Source organism: Streptomyces sp. 4F14 (assembly GCF_048159485.1).
GTDB lineage: Bacteria > Actinomycetota > Actinomycetes > Streptomycetales > Streptomycetaceae > Streptomyces.
This window is the reverse complement of record NZ_JBLRVY010000033.1, coordinates 122,146-139,920: the sequence shown is the minus strand read 5'-3', so window position 1 is coordinate 139,920 and position 17,775 is coordinate 122,146. Positions and strand designations below refer to the sequence as shown.

Here is a 17,775-nt window from a genome sequence, read left to right as displayed (position 1 = left end):
GGGGGGGGGGGGGGGGGGGGGGGGGGGGGGGGGGGGGGGGGGGGGGGGGGCCGGCCGGCCGGGGGGGGGGGGGGGGGGGGGGGGGGGGGGGGGGGGGGGGGGGGGGGGGGGGGGGGGGGGGGCGGGGGGGGGGCCCCCCCCCCCCCCCCCGCCACCGCCCCCGGCCACCCCGGCCACCCCGGCCACCCCGGCCACCCCGGCCACCCCGAATCCTCCGATCCTCCGACAGAACAGAAGTGACCCGACCGATGACCCGACGCCCGCCGCGTACGGCCGCCCTCGCCCTCTGCTCACTCCTGCTCGCCGGCTGCGGCGGCACGGCGGCGACCGGCACCACCGCGTCGTCGGCCGACCACCAGGGCCCGCTGGTGATCGGCGGCGACAACTCGACGGAGAGCCGGATCGTGGCCGCCCTCTACGAGCAGCTCCTGACCGCCGCCGGAGAACAGGTGACCACCGCGCTCACCCCCTTCGCCGACCCCGCCGACAGCGCGCGGGCCGTCGTGAGGGGCGAGATCGGGCTCACCCCCGCCTACGAGACCGCCCTGCTGCGGGCCATGCCCGGTGGCACCCGGCCCGGCGACATGGCGTCGGCGCTCAGCACGGCCCTGCCGCCCGGCGTCGTCGCGCTGCGCCCGGCCCGCGCCGAGCGCGGCGTGGTCCTGGCCGTCACCCGGGACCTGGCCCACCGCCACGCGCTGCGCGCTCTGCCCGACCTGCGGCGCGCGGGCACCCGTCTCACCCTGGGCGGCCCCGCGGCCGGCGACCCGGACGCCCCCTCGCCCGCGGCCCTGACGAAGGCGTACGGCGTCACCTTCACCGCGGCGCCGAAGGGCGCCACCGCCGACGTCCTGGTCCTGCGCGGCACGGACCCCGTGATCGCCCGCCGCGACCTGGCGGTGCTGGCCGACCCCGCGGCCGTCGTACCGCCCGAGCACGTCTTCCCGCTCGCCGACGCGGCGGGCGCGGACCGGACCGCCAGGGACGCGCTCGACCGGCTCGGCGCCCGGCTGACCACCACCGAACTGGCCGCGCTCACGGCCCGCGTCGAGGCGGGCCGGGCACCCGCCGAGGCGGCCGGGGCGTGGCTGCGGTCCCACGGGCTCATCGGCTGAACCCCGCCCCTTCGTCCGTCACCAGCAGAAAGTGACCCCTTTCATGCGTACCCTCCTCAACAAGGTCACCGTGTCCGCCGTCGCCCTGGGCGCCCTCTGCGTGGGCCTCGCCCTCCCCGGCACCGCCAGCGCCAGCACCGCGCAGCTCAAGGTCTGCAACAACAACCGGCTCCCGCTGAGGTTCTTCCTCGTCGGCCGCAACCAGTACGGCGACTGGACCGGCTCCCGCTTCTGGGACGTCCCGGCGGACAACTGCACCACGGCCTGGGACTACTGGTGGCAGACGGACCGCTCGGTCGAGTTCCACTACGAGCGCTCCGACATCGGCTGGCACACGAAGTTCGTGTACATCCCCCGCCAGCGCGACGGCGGCACCACGACGTACTCGGTCGACTGACGGCCGGGCCACCTTTACCGGCGATCCGCCCCGCATTCACTCACCGGACATCCACCCCCCGCACTGTCGGCGAGGAGGCCACGCGCCACCCGGCCCACCGCCTCCTCCCGCAAGACTCCAAGACCCGGACGTAGGCAGGGCACGTGGCAGGCCGTCCCGAACTCCCCCTGGACCCCGAGGCCGGTCCCGTCCAGCGGCTCGCCCACGAACTGCGTGAACTGCGGCGAGCCGCCGGCGGACCGGCCTACCGGGCCATGGCCGAGCGGGCCGGCTGCGCCGCGAGCACCCTCTCCCAGGCGGCGGCCGGCGAACGCCTGCCCTCCTGGCCGGTCGTCGAGGGCTACGCCCGCGCCTGCGGAGGCGACCCCGCCCTCCTGGAACCCCTGTGGCAGACCGCGCGCGACCAGCTCGGCCGGGCCGTGCGCGAACCCGACGGCGACGAACCGCCCCCCTACCGGGGACTGACCCGCTACGAGACCGGCGACCAGCACCTCTTCTTCGGCCGCGACCGGGCCGCGGGCGAACTCGGACGGCTCGTGTGCGAACACCGCCTCGCCGTCCTGTTCGGCGCCTCGGGCAGCGGCAAGTCCTCCCTGCTGCGCGCCGGCCTCATCCCCCGCCTGCGCGAGGCCGCCGCCGCGTACGGCCGCCCCGCCGTCCTCAGGGTCCTCACTCCGGGACCCCGGCCCGCCACCACCTACGCCCACCTCCTCGCCCCCGCCGCCGGCGAACCCGAGAGCTGGGTTGTCGTCGACCAGTTCGAAGAGGTCTTCACCCTCTGCAAGGACCCCGCCGAACGCACCCGGTTCATCGACCTGCTGCTGACCGCCCGGGACCCGGACAGCCGGCTGCGCGTCCTCATCGCCGTACGCGCCGACTTCTACGCCCGCTGTGGCGAACACCGGCGCCTGGCCGACGAACTGTGCGGCGCCGGGCTGATGCTCGGGCCGCTGACCGCCGACGAACTGCGCGAGGTGATCGTCAGACCCGCGCAGCAGGCCGGGCTGCTCGTCGAACGCGAGCTCACCGCACGCCTCGTCGAGGAGGTGAGCGGCCGGCCCGAAGCGCTGCCCATGCTCTCGCACGCCCTCCTGGAGACCTGGCGCCGACGCCGGGGCCGGGCCCTGACCCTCGCCGCGTACGAGGCGGCCGGCGGGGTGCGCGGCGCCGTCGCCGCGACCGCCGAGGAGCTGTACCGGCAGCTCACCCCGGCCCAGGCCCGCATCGCCCGGCACCTGCTGCTGCGCATGGTGGAGCCCGGACTCGGCACCCCCGACACCCGCCGCCCCCTGTCCCGCGCCGAACTCGCCGAACACACTAACCCGGACGTCCCGCTCGTCCTGGACCGGCTCACCCGCGCCCGCCTGCTCACCGTCGACCAGGACGGCGCCCAGCTCGCCCACGAGGCCCTCATCAGCCGCTGGCCCCGCCTGTCCGGCTGGGTCGAGGAGGACCGCGAACGGCTGCGCCACCGCTCCCGGCTCGCCGAGGTCGCCCGCGCCTGGCACGACCACGGCCGCGACCCCGGCGCCCTCTACCGGGGCGCCGCCCTCGCCCGCGCCGAGGAGCTCTTCCCCGACCACGACCTGCTGACCCGGACCGAACACGGCTTCCTCACGGCCGCCCTCGACGCCCGCGACGCCGAGCGGCGTGCCGCCACCCGCGCCGCCCGCCGCCACCGCGGGCTCCTGACGACCCTGTCCGCCGTCCTCGCCACCGCCCTCGCCGTGACGGCCGTGGCCTGGACCCAGCACCGCTACGAGAAGCGGCAGGACACCGCCATCACCGCCCGCCGCGTCGCCGACGTCGCCGACGCGCTGCGCACCACCGACCCGCGCACCGCGCTCCTGCTGGGCGTCGCCGCCTGGCGGATCTCCCCGCTGCCCGAGAGCCGCCGCGCCCTGCTCGGCTCCCTCGCCCAGACCGAGGACGACGCCTTCACCGACCCCGCCCCCGGCACCACCCCGCGCCGCTTCCTCCTCGACTCCGGCCACACCCTGCTCAGCGTCGCGGACGGCCACTGGACGGCCTGGGACGTCGCCACCCGCACCAGGAGAGGAGACGGCACGCTGCCCGAGGGCGAGGCGCTCGCCGCCGGCGGCGACGGCCGCGTCCTCGCCGTCTCCCGCCCCGAGGGCATCCGGCTGTGGGACACCCGCACGAGCCGCTGGACGGGCGACCCGAAACCCATGCCGGACTGGACGAACGTCCGGCTCGGCCGCGCCCTCGCGCTGGTCAGGGACACCGAGGACGGCCGGGTCCGGCTGCGCTCCGCCACCGACGGACGCGTCCTGCTCCAGATCCCCTCACCCGGCCCCGCCGACCCGGCCCTCAGCACCGACGACCGCACCGCCGCGATCTGCCCGGACCACGGCACCCCCCAGGTCTGGGACACCGCAGCCCGCCGCAGACTCCCCGGCGCCTGGGACCACGCCACCGGCCTGTGCGACCCCGCCGCCGACGCGGACACGCCCACCACGCTGCGCCTGGACCACGGCCGCCTCCTCGTCCTGACCGCCGACACCGTCCACGTCTGGGACGTCAGCACCGGCCGCGCCCTCGCCACCCTGGCCGACAGCGGCGTCTCGTACGCGTCCCTCAGCACCGACGGCGCCTTCGCCGCCACCGTCGACTCCGGCGAACTGCGCGTGTGGCGGCTCTCCGACCCCTACGCCCCGGTCCTGCGGCACGGCCTCGACAACCAGCACCCCTACGACGGCCCCGCCTGGGACCCCGACCGCCCCGCCCTGCGCTACCTGGAAGGCGGCACCGTCCACACCCTGGACGTCACCGCGACCGTCACCCCCGCCTGGCGGGCCCGCCCGCTCGACCGGGTCCTGCTGAGCCCCGACGGCACCACCGTCGCCACCGCCGAACACACCGGCACCCACTACACTTTCCGCCTCGCCGCCACCCGCGGCGGCGCCGCCCGCACCCTCCCCGCCCCGCCGCTCCCGGTCCCCGCCGGCTCCACCGACACCATCCCCCTGATGGCGTTCGACGCGCACGGCACGGCCCTCGCCTACGGGATCGCCGCACACGGCCTGGACACCACAGGCCAGCGCCTGACCGTGTGGGACACCCGGCAGGGCCGCGTCCGCCACACGCTCGACCTCGCGCCCACCCCCGCCGAGCCCGTCATCGCCCTTGCCCTGGGCCCCGCCGGCCGCACCGTCCACGCCGTGCGCATCCAGCCCTCCGGCGACCTCCAGGCAGAAACCTGGGACACGGCGACCGCCCGCCGCACCCGCGTCCTGCCCGGCCTCCCCGGCCCCGCCCTGGCCGTCAGCCCCGACGGGCGGCTCCTCGTCGGCGACAACCGGGCCACCCTCCTGCCGGACGCCCCCTCGGCCGACCGCGACCTCGTCCTCGGCGAGGAGATCACCGCCCTCGCCTTCGGCACCGACGGCAGCCGGCTCGCCGCGGGCGCCGGCACCGGCCGCGTCGCCCTGTGGGACGGGCGGCTGCGGCGGCGCGCGGGCATCCTGCGCAACGCCTTCCCGCCGTCCCTCGACAGCACCCCGGAATCCGTCGCCGCCCTCGCCTTCAGCCCCGACGGCACCACCCTCGCCGTCGGCGGCAGCGCGGGCACCCTCCAGCTCTGGGACACCCGCACCCAGCAGCCCCTCGGCGCCCCCCTCACCACCCCCGGCGAGGCCGTGCAGACCCTGTCCTTCAGCGCCGACGGCGCCACCCTGTACGCGGGCAGCGCACACGTCCCCCTCCAGCGTCACCCCGTCGACCCGCCCACCGCCGTCCGCACGGTCTGCGCACGAGCCGGCGGAGCGGACCTGACACCGGAGCGCTGGCAGACGTACATCCCCGACGCCCCCTACCGCCGGCTGTGCGGCTGAGCCCTCGGGGGCTCTCCCCACCCCGGATCCTCGGGTCTGCCGGTTCGTGCCGTGGAGGTGCCGTTCCTAGCGTTCTCGCATGACGGAAAAGAGCCCCTCACCCCGGTTACTCGACGTCGACGCGCTGCGCGGGTTCGCGTTGTGCGGCATCTTCGTCGTGAACCTCGTCTTCTTCGCCTCCGGCTACCCCTTCCACCTCGTCGCCGACCCGGCGCACGGCTCCTGGCTCGACCACACGGCCGAGTTCGTGACCCGGCTGCTGTTCGAGATGAAGTTCTACCTGCTGTTCTCCTTCCTGTTCGGCTACAGCTTCACTCTGCAACTGGCCTCCGCCGGCCGGGCCGGCGCGAACTTCACCGCGCGGTTCCTGCGCCGGCTCGGCGGGCTCTTCGTCCTCGGCGGCCTGCACGCGGTGCTGCTCTTCCACGGCGACATCCTCACCACCTACGCCCTGCTCGGCCTCGTCCTGCTCGCCGTGCACCGGATCCGGCCGAGGACCGCGCTCGTCACCGCCGGGGCGATCTTCACGCTCATGGCGGCCGGGCTGGCCGCGGCCGCGCTGGCGGGCTTCGACCTCGTCCCCGACGAGGGCGCCGCGCTCGCCGACGGCCGCGCCTCGACCGACGCCCTCGACGGCGGCCCGGGCTCGGTGATCGGCGAGCACCTGCGCTCGCTGCCCGTGATGGCCGCGAGCCTCGCGGTACAGGGGCCGCTCTCGCTGGCCGCGTTCCTCGTCGGACTGGCCGCCGGACGACGGGAGTTCCTCGCCGACGGGGCCCGCGAGCACGCGGCCGCGCTGCGCCGCCTGGAACTGTTCGGCTACCCGGTCGGGCTCGCGGGCGCGCTGCTGTTCGCGATCGGCGGCGGCACCGTGAACCCGGCCGGGGTGGCGGTGTGCATCCTCACCGCGCCGCTACTGGCCGGCGCCTACGCGGCCACCCTGCTGCGGGTGTTCACCACCCCGCGCGGCGGCCGGCTGGCACGGGCCCTCGCACCGGCCGGCCGGATGGCGCTGTCGAACTATCTCGCCCAGTCCCTGCTGGGCGTACTGATCTTCACCGGCGCGGGGCTCGGACTGACCGGGGACACCCCGCCGGCGGCCGTACCGCTCGTCGCCGCCGGGATCTTCGCGGCGCAACTGGAGCTGAGCCGGCGCTGGCTCGCGCGGTACCGGTACGGCCCGGCCGAGTGGGCCCTGCGGGCTGTGACCAACGCGGAGCGGCCTCGGATGCGCCGCACCGCACCGGACCCGGCCCGGGACGGCGGAACCGCTCGTGCCGGGCGCGACTGATGAACCCCAGGGGGTGGTGTTGCGCAACTGGCCTGTGTTTAGCGGGAGTTCATGGGCGGTGGATGCGCGTGCTCTTACCGGGAAGGAACCGTCCCCCAGGGAAACACCGTGAAGCCGCTGGCACGCGACTACGTCGGCCATCTGAACCGGGGACACGACGAGAACACAGGCGCCTCGCTGGACCTTCCGGCGAGGACGACATGAACCCGGGCGGGCTGCCTCGTCGGCCGGTGATGATCAGTTCCGTTCCCCTGTCAGCCGGGCCAGCTGGGCCTCAAGACCGCTGAGCCCGGTCTTCTCGGCGCCGCCGCGGAGCCGGGACAGTTCGGGGACCTCCAGGCGCAACTGGCGGGCCAGGCGGGCAACGAGTTCCTCCGCTTCCCGCCGGGTGACCTTCCGGCGTGAGCCCATGCGTTGGTCGAGGCGGGCTAGGAGCGCGAGCTTGCGAGGTGTCTCCTCCTCGCACCACACACGGAAGAAACGGGTCCCCACGACGCGGTACCCCCCGATGCGGGACACCGGAATCCCGTCCGCGCCGAAGGCCCCGGAGGGCAGCGAGACCGACCAGGTGCCGTCGTCGTCCTGTTCCGGGGCGACCGTGTCGAAGCCCTGGTCGCGGAGCCACTTCTGGGCGAAGCGCAGGACACGGCCGTCCGCGCCCTCTTCCGACTCCTCGTTGTCGAGGACGCTGACCAGCTCCGGACTACGGGTGCAGAGCTCGCTCAGCTCAGGGTCGTGCGCTGTCCCCGCCTCCGCCTGGCCGTAGACGAGGAGCCCCTTCTGGCCCCGCACCAGGTAGACCGGGAGGTGGACGACCGTCTCCTCCAGGCTCTCCAGCGCGTCCAGAGCGACCGGCAGGTTGAACCGGGCCCGGTCCTTGCGGTCCTTGAGCCGGTCCAGGGCCGAGCGGTCGAAGCCGGACGTCACCGTGATGGGGGTGAAGCGCGGGTAGTGGTCGCTCCGCGTCGCCCGGGCCAGTTCCTGACCGGACAGCAGGGTCACGACCTCTTCGTCGTAGTGGGCCCGGGTCAGCGGCGTACAGCTCAGGGCCTCGAAGTACAGCTTGCGGCGGTCTTGACGGGTGACCACGTAGCGGACGTCGTCGTCCACGGACCGTTGCCCGAGCGGCGTCAGGGACAGTCGGCCGCCGGCCTCCTCCCGCAGGTGCCCGATCGCGGCCAGGAAACGGACGGCCTGCGCGACGAGGCCGCGGTCCAGGGCGAAGAACGCGGCGAGTTCGTCCACGGTGTGCAGGGCGCCCAGGCGCAGGCCGCGCTCCAGGAAGCGGTCGATGAGGAAGAAGTCCTCGCCCTCGGTGACATCGGCGCGGATCTCCACCTGCCAGACGGGCAGCAGCAAGGCGTAGAGCCGGGTGGGCACGATGCCCTGGCCGAAGGCGGCGTCCTCCAGAACCCGCTCCTCGGGAAAGTTCATCAGGCGGGGAGCGGTCGTCACGGGTGGTGTCCTTCCGTGTGCACGGGGCCCGGGGCGTCTTCGGCGAGGGCCGCCATGACGTCCCGGTAGTCCCTCAGATCTCCGCGGTCGAGCAGATGACGGTGAAGATCGTCCATGAGGGTGCGGAAGCCGGGATCGTCGGCACGGAGCAGCGTGCCCAGGTCGCCCGTGAGGACCAGTTGATTCTTGGCGCGGGTGAAGGCGACGTTGACTCGGCGCAGCTCTTTGAGGAAGCCGATCCGCCCCTCAGGGTTGCTGCGCGTGAAGCCGTACAGGACGACGTCGCTCTCCCCGCCCTGGTAGGAGTCGACGCTGCCGACCGAGGCATCCGCGAGCCGGGAGTCACCGATCAGCGGGGTGAGGTGGCGGACGACCTCCAGGCGCTGCGCGAGGTAGGGGACGATGACCACCCACTCGGAACCCCGGCGGTGGTAGAAGGCGGCGAGTTCGGCCAGCAGACGTGCTTCACAGGTGTTGGAGGGACCCCGCCGACCACGGCCGCCGGCTTGATGGCCGCCCGACTCACGACGGACGCGGTCGGGCAGCGCGGCCGTGTCCACGAAAGCCATCGGGCTCGCGAACAAGGGGTCGGTGTGCCGATGATCCTTCTCGGTGAGCAGCTCTCCCCGGTAGAAGGCGGCCGAGATGAAGTCGGCGATCTCGGCGGGCATCCGGCGCTGACGGGTCAGCCGCACGACATGGGAGGAGGGCAGCCCGGCCCGCAGGCGCTCCAGGGCGCTCTGGGACAGCAACCTGACCAGTTCGGGGTCGCCGACGCCTTGGGCCCACTCGTCCACCTCGGAGTCACGGAAAGGCGGCAGCTGCCGGTCGTCACCGACGAGAACGCCACGGCGGACCCGGCTCAGCGGGACCAGGGTGTCGGCGATGCCGATCTGGCCGGCCTCGTCGACGATCCCCAGGTCGAACTCGACACCGGACAGTTCGGCTCGGGACGCGGCGCCGATGCAGGTGGCGCCGACCACCTGGGCGTAGCGCACGAGTTCGGGCACCAGCTGCCCCGTGTCCTGGCCGATGGCGGCTTGCCACTGCAGGGTGAGCTGCTCGCGTTGCGCGAGGACCGGCACCCACGCCTCCAACTGCTGGTGCAGGGCGTGCAGCGCGGCCGTCGCCTCGGCCGGATCCCGCGGCCGGGCGGGCGCGGACGCGCTCGGCATGACCGAGCCGAGCGCGTGAACGGCCATGCCGGCGGCTTCGTAGCCGGCTTGCAGACTCTCGCCGAGCCGAAGCTTCGCCGCTTCGTGTGCGGTCCGGGCCGCGCCGACAGCGGCGTCCTCACGTACCGCACGCTCCTCCGCCGCCCTGGCTGCCGCTGCCTGCCTGCGCAGTTCGGGCTCGAGTTCCGTGAGCCGCTGGATCTCGGCTCTCACCTCGGAGAGCTCTTCCTCCAGGTGGCGAGCCCGGGAGCGGTGCAGCCAGCCGGTGAAAACGGCGTCGGACTGCAGCTGCTCGGACCGCACCTTCTCCTGAAGCCACTGGGCACGCTCGGTCGACGACCGGAGATCCGACTCCCGTCGGCTCTCCTCGCTCTGGAGTGACGCAGACAGCGCGCGGGCCGGCGCGGCGGCTGTCCTGACCGCGTTCTCCAGACGCCGGGCCGCGATCCGGGCCTCCTGGAACAGCTCGTCGGCGCGGTGGATCCGTGTGGCGAGTTCGGCCGTCCACGGTGCGACGGCCGCCGCCTCCCGGTACGCCTGCGTTCGCTGGGTCATGGCATGCCGGATGCCCTCGGAGAGGTTCTCCGACTGTTCCTCCAGAAGCAGCGGCTTCACGTCGGCGTGGACCTTGCTCTCGTCTCCCACCCGGATCACCACGAGATCCCGCGGCAGACGCGCCAGAACGTTGTCCACGGCCCGGTTGGTGTGGGAGGTGACGAGGACCCGGCCGCTGCCGGCGGCTCCGGTCGTCGCGGCGGTGCGGGTGATCTCGGTGATGGTGCGGGTCTTGCCGGTACCGGGCGGGCCGAGCACCACCAGCAGATCCTCGGTGGCCAATGCCTTGCGGAACGCGTCGAGTTGCTCGGGGTCGAGGTCCTCGTGCGGCTGTACGGCGCCGGCCGGGATCGTGCGCACGTGGTGTTCGACGACTGCGGGGAGGAGGCCCGTGTTCCTGGTGTTCCCGGTGCGGAGGTTCGCCACGGCCTGGCGCTGTTTGGTGAAGACGACGCTGCTCGGGATGAGTTCCAGGGCGCCGCGCGCCGGCAACCGCTCCCACGACACGGGCTGGTCGAAGCGGACGGTGACGGAGGACTCCACCGCCCGGTTCACCCTGCCACGGGTCTCCGTGTCGCCCTGCACCCGGACGAAGGCGCCCACCGACGGCAACTCCCGGCCGACGAGCTGGAATTCGTAGACCGACTGCGGAGCGCTGCCGCGCCTGCCACCTGTGGCCGCCAGGCGCTGGTACGGGAACGGGGCGGCCTCGCGCTCCTCGCGGGTGGTGATCTCCTCGGTCGCGTCGATCAGCCGCTCCACCGTGTCGAGGAACTCCGACCGGGCCTCCCCGACGGCGGAGGGCGTCTGCGGCGGCTGCTTCTCGCCGAGAGCCTGCCATGCCTTTTCGAGGTCCTGCCACTGGGCGTCCGACCCCTCGGGTACGGCCCGCAGTTCGAACACCATCCTCCAGGCGGGAGGGTGGACCAGCAGACAGGACCGGGCCAGACGCGCGTGGTCGGCGAGGCGCAGCGGATCGATGTGCTTGACGAAGTAGCCGGTGCCCCGCTTCGTGGCCTCAAGACGCAGGCGATATGTACGCGTGTGAACCAGCAGGGAGGCTCTGTACCTGCCACTCGCCGGACTGATGCTCACGGCTGCGGCACCGAGCTGGTTCAGGTCGTGGACGATCTGCGACACATGGGGCGGCAGACCCGCGCTGGACTCGTTCTTGGCGCGCAGCTGGTCGTCGAAGCCCAGCCCCGGGACGAGCACCAGGGGAGCTCGCAGAGCGACAGTGGCGAAGGACATCTGCGAAACTCCTCAGCGCTGGGGAGGGACTACCAGTTCGCGCGCGGCGGCGAGCAGGGCGAGGCGGAGCGCACGGATTCCGGGACGAGCCGCCGGGTCCTCCCGCAGGGCGCCGGCAACCGCGTGGACGAGACCGTCCGGTACGGAGGCCGAGCCGCGGTAGGGAGGCAGACCGGGCTGGGGGACGCGGCCGGTCAGCGCGCGGTGCAACAGAGCGCCCAACTGGTAGACGTCGGTGGCGGGTCCGGGGCGGAAACGGGACCCGTACCGCTGCTCGGGCGCCTGATGAGGACCGGGGTTCTCGCCCTGGCGGGGCGGCACGGCGGCGAGACCGAGGTCGCGCAGCGCCATGCGAGGCCGGCTCGTCACGACCGAGGTCGGCTGGAGCGCCCGGTGCGACAACCGTTCGGCGCTGAGTCGCTCAAGGGTCTCGGCGACCTCGGCGAGTCCCTTCACGACCGACCACAGCCGCAGCGGGTCCGCCGGAACCGGCGGTTCGGGCAGCAACTCGTGGAGGGTCCCCAGGGGGCGGCCGAGCTTCGGGTCGTCCGGCCAGGCCAGCGCGAGGGTGGCGGTCTCTCCGTCGCGCGTCAGCTGGACGACCTCGGGGCCGCGGAGGTCACGGCACAGCCGGGCCTCCTGTTCGAGCGCGGCCAAGGGGTCGAAGCCGTCCGGCAGCGGCCGTGTCCACCGGACCTGGCGCAGCCAGGCGTACGTGCCGCGAGAAGTCCCCGCGCCGGACACCACACGCGCCACTGCCTGACGCCGCAGCACGTCGCCGTCCCTCGCCTCGTGGAGGAGGTCTCCAGGGCCCTCGTAGAGCAGGTACTCGTGTCCCTCGACCTTGACGACAGGCCGACTGCCCCAGGCAGCCGGGCCGGGGGCCTGGGCGGAGCCGGACACGACGACGGCCGCGGTGGGCTCAGGAGGCCGTTCCCGGGTCGGCTGTTCAGCGGGACGCAGGTCGCGCAGGATCCGCAGGGCGAACGCGGCGGCGTTGCGGGCCGCGGCCCCCTGGGAGCCGGAGGCGTCGCGCGCGGCCTTGTCCGGATCGGCGAAGTCGCTGATGCCGCGGATGGAGAGGGCCCGCACCGCGCGGTTCATCCTGGCCGCGTGGGCGATGCCGTGGCTCTCCATGTCGACGGCCACGGCGTCGTTGTAGTGCCGGCGGATCCGGCGGGCCGTCTCGGAGTCACGGAAACCGAGCAGGACGTCCCCCGAGGCGATCGGCTCGAAGTGCACCCGAGGCGGTGCGGTGGACCGCGCGTCCGGAGGGAGGAAGGCCCATGGCCTGTTGCGCCCGGCGGAGCGCACCAACTGGTCGACGTCGTACGCCGGTTCCCAGACGTCGGGCCGGGCGGCGAACCCGTCCACGCTCTCGCGTCCGCCGTGATAGCCGTAGACCTTCCTGGCGACGACGACGTCACCGATGCGGAGATCGTCCTTGAGCGCCCCGGCGACACCGACGAAGAACAGGGCCTCCGCGTCGAAGTGCTCGGTCGTGGACTGGGCGACGAGGGCGGCGCGCGTGTTGGTCGGGCCTGTCTCGGCCAGCGCCACGTACCAGTCGAGGCCCGGTATCCGGCCGATGTCGACGAGGGTGCCCTGCGGCAGTCGGACCTCGTGGACGTTTTGCAGGTGCTGACGCACCGCCTCGTACTCCACCGGCAAGGCGGTGAGTACGACCGCCGTGGGCCGCCGCCTTCCTGCTCCCTCCAACGAACCCCTCCACCTTCACGGGATCTGGCACCGCACCTCACGACTCCCGGTGGTCGTCCCGCCCGGCCCATGAAGTGGCAGAAAGACTCACTCTAGCCCGGAGGCCATCCGCCGGTGGAGGTGCAGATGGACCGAGACCGAGGCGGCCGGTGAAGGGTTGTGACGGGCCGCTCACACGGTTACCCTGCGGGCAGGAACGGAGCCCGGGACAGTACCTGGGCCACCCCCGGTCGTCTTGAGGCACGGAGCGTCGGAAAGCGCCTTCGCCACCGCCTTCTTCCGCACTCCCTCCACAACCTTCCTGTCCCGCTGTCATACGCCGGACAGGCGAAAGGCGTTTCCGTGACCATCTACTCCCAGCACGCCACCCGTGGGAAGACGCAGATCCTGGCGACCTATCAAAACTCGGGCGGTGTGGTGTCCAAGACCGTGACCAGTCTTTCCGACGCTCACCCAGCGGCACCGATCGTCGACGCGCTCAATCGGATCTCCGCGTTCGCCACTGTTCCGGTCAGCATCCATGACGAGCGGGAAGGGGCTGCGGACTACTACCCGAGCAAGCACGTCGCGGCGCTGACCGATGACGCGGTGCGCGCCGGCCTCCTGAGGGGCGATCACAGTCTTTGGTACGAGTACGTCTGCCTGAGGCTCCACCGGGCGCTCGCCGACCTGGAGAGCCTCCTGGTGCCTCTGCCCGACACGGTCAGCAGGGCGATCCGTGCCGAACTGGAGGTGGAGGAACACGACTTGCGCGCTGAACTCGCCGATTTCACGGGTACGTCCGCGGAGGGCGATCCGGAGGCCGAACGACGCTGGGAGTTCGGGCATCCCTTCGTGAAGCTCGACGACGGACTGGCGACGCTGGAGGGCGGGACACGTGAGCGGCTCGATCGTCGTGAGGAGGGAATCACCGCGAGGGAGCGCGCGGAGGCCATCTCCCGCCTCCGGGTTCTGGTCACCGCACACGCCCACAGCACCGGTATGTGGATTTCACTGGACGACCCGAGCGGCCAACTCTTCGCAGAGCCCTACGACTCCGACGGTTTCTATCTGACGGTGCAAGCACCGGAACCCGGCGACAGCGACAGTCCGTGGGAGGTCGAGGTCGGACGCTGGGAGCCCGACGACCCGGACGAAGAGTACGGGGAGCACACCAGCGCGACGGGCAACTCCATGGTTCTCTGTGCGCTTCCGGCCGCACCGGAGACTCACGAGATCGTGCAGGTGCTGAAGGCCGTCGATGAGAAACCGCTGCTGCTGGCTCAGTGGGCTGCGGCCCCGGTGGGAAGCGCACTGGAAGGAACGACGTGGGGCGTGACCGAGCGCTTCGACTCCTGATCTGCACCGCGCCGGTGCCCCAACCGTGAGCCTCGCTTCCCGTGAGCTGTCAGGATGATGACGTCCGACTCCGTCCCCGCCCCCGGAGGTCCGATGCGTGCAGGTGCAGTCGTCGCAGCCCACCCCGGCGTGGAGGAACTCGCCGTCCACGCCGAGGAGTTGGGGCTGAGCAGCTTCTGGGTCAACGACACGCCGATGGTGCACGGCGATCCCTTCGTCGCCCTGGCGCTGTGTGCGAAGGCCACCCGGCGTATCAGGCTCGGGGTCGGGGTGACGTCGCCGGCGCTGCGGTCGGCGCCGGCCGCGGCGAGCGCCTTCGCGAGTCTCAACGCGCTGGCCCCGGGGCGGATCGTCTGCGGGGTCGGGACGGGGAACACGGCCCGGCGGACGCTGGGGATGCCGCCCACCACCGTGGCCGAGCTGGAGACCTTCACCTCGGCCTTGCAGGACCTGTGCGCCGGACGCCCGACGGAGTACCGCGAGGGCGAGCGGGTCCGCGACATCCGGTTCCTGCACGCCGACGGGCAGGTGAACACCGCCGATCCGGTCGAGTTCGTCGTCGCCGCGCTGCACGGGCCGAAGGCCGCCGCCGTCGCCGGCCGCCGCGCCACCGGCCTCATCTCGTTCGGCCTCCTCGACCCCGCCGCCTGGCAGGCCCTGCACGAGGCCCGCCGAGCGGCTCGGATCACGCCGTACGAGGCCCCCCGAGTCGCCGATGGCGTCCCGCCCCACGAGGCCCGGCACCCCATCCCCCACGCCCCCGCCGCCCCCGTGAACTCGTACCTCGTCACCGCCCTCCACGTCCTCCACGACGGCGAGGCCCCCGACAGCGAAGCGGCCCGGGACGCGACGGGTCACCTCGTCCTGTCGCTGCTGGACTTCGCCGCCGACAACCCCGCAGTCGCGGACCAACTCCCCCCGGACGTACGGGAAGCGGTGCGAAGCCTCCTCGACCGCCGGGGCACCACCGCGACGGCCCCGGACCGCTACACCAGGCTGTACCCCGGCTACCTGACCCGCATCGCCCCGCAGGACCGCGACCTGGTCCTGCCCGCCCTGATGCACACCCTCGCCCTGGTCGGCACCCGCGAGGAGATCCGTACCCGTGTCACCGCCCTGGAGAAGGCGGGCGTGGACGAACTCCTCGTGCAGCCGGTGATCGACCCGCCCACGGAGATGGCCCGCCTCGCCGAACTCCTCACCTGAGCCCTCCTACGACCACGGCACGACCAGCGCCCCCCAGGCCACCACAGGCCCGACGGCGACGATCGCCCCCGTGTACCCGATCACCTGCCGGTAGAAGCGCCGCCCGTCCACCCCGCGCGCGTTCCCGAGCACCAGCGCCCCGTTGGTGGAGAAGGGCGACGTGTCGACGATGGTCGTGGACACCGCGAGCGCGGCGATCAGCCCGGGCGCGCTGAGGTGGCTGGACAGCAGCAGCGGCACGGCGATGGGGATGATCGCCGTGAGGATCGCGGTGGAGGACGCGAACGCCGAGGTGACGGCGACGGTGAAGCACAGCAGCAGCGCGACGAGGAGCGGTGCGCCCAGCCCGGCGGCGTGTTCGGAGATGTTCTCGATGACGCCGGCCTTCTCCAGCATCGCGATGTACGTCATCATGCCCGCGACCAGCAGCAGCGTGGACCAGCTGATGCCGTCCACGGCCTTCTCCTGCCGTTTCATGTCGACGAGGGCCAGCAGCGCCCCGGCGGCCAGCGCGAGGAACCCGATCTCCAGGTGGAAGCCGAGCGCGCCGACGACGAGCGCGACCAGGCAGCCGAGGGTGAGCCACTGCCGCCAGTCGGGTCTGCCGGCGACGGCGAGGTCCTCGTCGCCGGCCGCCTCCCCGGCGTCCTCGGCGAGCGGCGCGGGCCGCTTCGCGAGCAGGGCGTAGGTGAGGGCCGACAGCAGCAGGTTGATGACGAAGCTCGCGCTGAACAGCGCCACGGCGGAGACGTGCAGCCCGGTCTTGTCGACGAGCCCGAGCACCAGCGCCCCGGAGACGGCCAGCGGCGAGAACGCGCCCGCGTGCCCGCCGCTGATCACCATCATCCCGACGACGAGCGGGTTGAGCCGGTAGCGGTGGGCGAAGTTCATGCCGATCGGTACGAGGATCGCGACGGCGGCCGGCGTGAACGTGCCGAACGCCGTCAGCAGCGCCGCCACCAGGAACAGCACCCACGGTATGAGCCCCACCTTCCCGCGCACCAGCCGTACCCCCGCCGCGACGAGCCAGTCGACGGTCCCGTTGCGGCGGGCGACGGAGAACAGATAGGTGACGCCGACGATGGTCACGAAGAGCTTCGCCGGGAACCCCTCGAACATCTCGTCCTCGGTGAGCCCGAGCGAGGCGGTCCCGACCGTGAAGGTGGCGACGAACGCGAGGATGCCCAGGTTGATCGGCAGCACGGTGCCGACCACGAACATCACCAGCAGGGCGACCAGAGAGATCACTTCAGCAGACATCTTTGTCCTTGGTACGTGGGTGCGTGTGGTGGGGAGGGAAGGGGGCAGGGCTCAGGCGGCGTACCCGCCGGTCTCCGGTACGTAGATCCGCGCATCGGCGAGCAGCCGCGCCGCCCGCCGCACGGTGACCCGGCCCGGCACCCCGCCGCGTACGTCGGAGCAGCGCACCGCGACGACACCCGCGGGCGTCCCGAGCCGCAGCCACTCGGCGCTCGGACCGCCGGTGACCCGCGCGACCACGGACCCCTCAAGCAGCCCGGCCGAAGCGACGGCCACCGCGGAGGTCAGCCCGATCGCGGGGTGCGGCGCGTTCATGCTGAGCATCCGCACCGACACGTCGTACTCCCCGGCGTCGACCGCGTCACCGAGGGTCGTGGTGTACGCCACCGGCGGGCCGACCAGCCCCACCTTGGGCACCGCGTCCCCCGGCACGGGCAGCCCCATCAGGGGCGCGGCGGCATGACGGACGGCACGCAGCCAGGGAACGTCCGCACTGACCCGCGGCAGCGGCTCGGCGCCGGTACGCCCGGCCCGTACGGCGTCGACGAGGACGACCGGCGCCCCCGCGGCCACCATGCTCACGCGGACCGGCTCGGAGCCGACCCGCAGCTCCTGGACCGCCCGCCCGGTCGGCAGCGGCGAGCGCGCCGGATCGCGGAAGGCGAGATCGACCCCGACCCCGCCGGCCCGCGTACCCGGCACCGTCTGCCGCCCGAAGTGCCGCACCACGCCCCCGGGGGTGTCGACGGTCCCTTCGAGCACCGCGCCGGTGTTGGTGTTGCGCATGACCACGCGCGTCCGGTCGCCGGTGACCGGGACGAGGCCCTTGCTCACCGCGTACAGGGCGACGCCGGTGGCGCAGTTGCCGCAGTTGCTCGTCCACTCCACCGTGCCCGTCCCGATGCCGACCTGGGCGAACAGGTAGTCGACGTCGACGCCGGGCGCGGGGGAGACGCCGACCACGGCCGCCTTCGAGGTGGTGGGGGTCGCGCCGCCCACCCCGTCCAGCTCGACGGGGTCGCCGGCGCCGTACGCGGCGACCAGCAGCCGTTCGAGGGCGGCGCGGTCGGTGGGGACGTCGACCTGGTTGAACAGCCAGCACTTGCTGGTGCCGCCACGCACCAGGGTCGCGGGAATGTGCACGTCGGAGACTCTTCCT

The 17,775-nt window shown here is 73.3% G+C and carries 11 protein-coding genes; 6 read left to right on the top strand and 5 right to left on the bottom strand.

What is annotated here, in order from left to right:
- The first annotated feature begins 248 nt into the window (after window positions 1-248).
- The 4 genes from ACLZOT_RS40845 to ACLZOT_RS40830 all read left to right on the top strand — a co-directional run bounded on the left by ACLZOT_RS40845 (window position 249) and on the right by ACLZOT_RS40830 (window position 6,657).
- A complete protein-coding gene (locus ACLZOT_RS40845) occupies window positions 249-1,115 on the top strand; it encodes a glycine betaine ABC transporter substrate-binding protein (protein ID WP_416974264.1) in 867 nt (288 codons plus the stop codon).
- Window positions 1,116-1,158: 43 nt separating this feature from the next.
- Window positions 1,159-1,512 (top strand): hypothetical protein, encoded by a 354-nt coding sequence (locus tag ACLZOT_RS40840; protein ID WP_416974263.1) that lies wholly within the window; start codon window positions 1,159-1,161, stop codon window positions 1,510-1,512.
- A gap of 143 nt (window positions 1,513-1,655) precedes the next feature.
- On the top strand, window positions 1,656-5,366 hold the full coding sequence (locus ACLZOT_RS40835) for a helix-turn-helix domain-containing protein (protein WP_416974262.1): 3,711 nt from the start codon (window positions 1,656-1,658) through the stop codon (window positions 5,364-5,366).
- 79 nt (window positions 5,367-5,445) lie between these two features.
- The gene (locus ACLZOT_RS40830; RefSeq protein ID WP_416974261.1) at window positions 5,446-6,657 is read left to right on the top strand and encodes a DUF418 domain-containing protein; all 1,212 of its coding nucleotides are present in this window, start codon (window positions 5,446-5,448) and stop codon (window positions 6,655-6,657) included.
- Window positions 6,658-6,894: 237 nt separating this feature from the next.
- On the opposite strand, the gene ACLZOT_RS40825 is transcribed toward ACLZOT_RS40830, so the two are convergent.
- The 3 genes from ACLZOT_RS40825 to ACLZOT_RS40815 are packed head-to-tail and all read right to left on the bottom strand — an operon-like array spanning window position 6,895 to window position 12,812.
- Complete coding sequence (locus ACLZOT_RS40825) at window positions 6,895-8,112, bottom strand: hypothetical protein (protein ID WP_416974260.1); 1,218 nt, start codon at window positions 8,110-8,112, stop codon at window positions 6,895-6,897.
- Window positions 8,109-11,093: a DEAD/DEAH box helicase gene (locus ACLZOT_RS40820; protein WP_416974259.1), complete on the bottom strand. Its 2,985-nt coding sequence runs from the start codon at window positions 11,091-11,093 to the stop codon at window positions 8,109-8,111. The genes ACLZOT_RS40825 and ACLZOT_RS40820 overlap by 4 nt, the downstream gene beginning before the upstream one ends.
- Before the next feature lie 12 nt (window positions 11,094-11,105).
- Window positions 11,106-12,812, bottom strand: coding sequence for a hypothetical protein (locus ACLZOT_RS40815; protein ID WP_416974258.1), 1,707 nt, complete (start codon window positions 12,810-12,812; stop codon window positions 11,106-11,108).
- Between the two features lie 342 nt (window positions 12,813-13,154).
- On the opposite strand from ACLZOT_RS40815, the gene ACLZOT_RS40810 reads away from it, so the two are divergent.
- Together ACLZOT_RS40810 and ACLZOT_RS40805 are read left to right on the top strand one after the other, a co-directional pair.
- Window positions 13,155-14,150 carry a hypothetical protein gene (locus tag ACLZOT_RS40810; protein WP_416974257.1) on the top strand — a complete coding sequence of 332 codons (996 nt, stop codon included), beginning with the start codon at window positions 13,155-13,157 and terminating at the stop codon, window positions 14,148-14,150.
- A 93-nt stretch (window positions 14,151-14,243) separates the two neighbouring features.
- Window positions 14,244-15,356 carry an LLM class flavin-dependent oxidoreductase gene (locus tag ACLZOT_RS40805; RefSeq protein ID WP_416974256.1) on the top strand — a complete coding sequence of 371 codons (1,113 nt, stop codon included), beginning with the start codon at window positions 14,244-14,246 and terminating at the stop codon, window positions 15,354-15,356.
- 6 nt (window positions 15,357-15,362) lie between these two features.
- Here ACLZOT_RS40805 and ACLZOT_RS40800 read toward each other — a convergent pair whose 3' ends face one another.
- Both ACLZOT_RS40800 and ACLZOT_RS40795 read right to left on the bottom strand, forming a co-directional pair.
- Window positions 15,363-16,616 carry an SLC13 family permease gene (locus ACLZOT_RS40800; RefSeq protein WP_416974255.1) on the bottom strand — a complete coding sequence of 418 codons (1,254 nt, stop codon included), beginning with the start codon at window positions 16,614-16,616 and terminating at the stop codon, window positions 15,363-15,365.
- A 51-nt stretch (window positions 16,617-16,667) separates the two neighbouring features.
- On the bottom strand, window positions 16,668-17,759 hold the full coding sequence (locus tag ACLZOT_RS40795) for a PrpF domain-containing protein (protein WP_416974254.1): 1,092 nt from the start codon (window positions 17,757-17,759) through the stop codon (window positions 16,668-16,670).
- Window positions 17,760-17,775 lie beyond the last annotated feature (16 nt).

Bases quoted from the DNA above. Each gene is read 5' to 3' on its own strand.
- ACLZOT_RS40845 (WP_416974264.1), top strand. From the start codon at position 249: ATGACCCGACGCCCGCCGCGTACGGCCGCCCTCGCCCTCTGCTCACTC.
- ACLZOT_RS40840 (WP_416974263.1), top strand. From the start codon at position 1,159: ATGCGTACCCTCCTCAACAAGGTCACCGTGTCCGCCGTCGCCCTGGGC.
- ACLZOT_RS40830 (WP_416974261.1), top strand. From the start codon at position 5,446: ATGACGGAAAAGAGCCCCTCACCCCGGTTACTCGACGTCGACGCGCTG.
- ACLZOT_RS40820 (WP_416974259.1), bottom strand. From the start codon at position 11,093: ATGTCCTTCGCCACTGTCGCTCTGCGAGCTCCCCTGGTGCTCGTCCCG.
- ACLZOT_RS40805 (WP_416974256.1), top strand. From the start codon at position 14,244: ATGCGTGCAGGTGCAGTCGTCGCAGCCCACCCCGGCGTGGAGGAACTC.
- ACLZOT_RS40800 (WP_416974255.1), bottom strand. From the start codon at position 16,616: ATGTCTGCTGAAGTGATCTCTCTGGTCGCCCTGCTGGTGATGTTCGTG.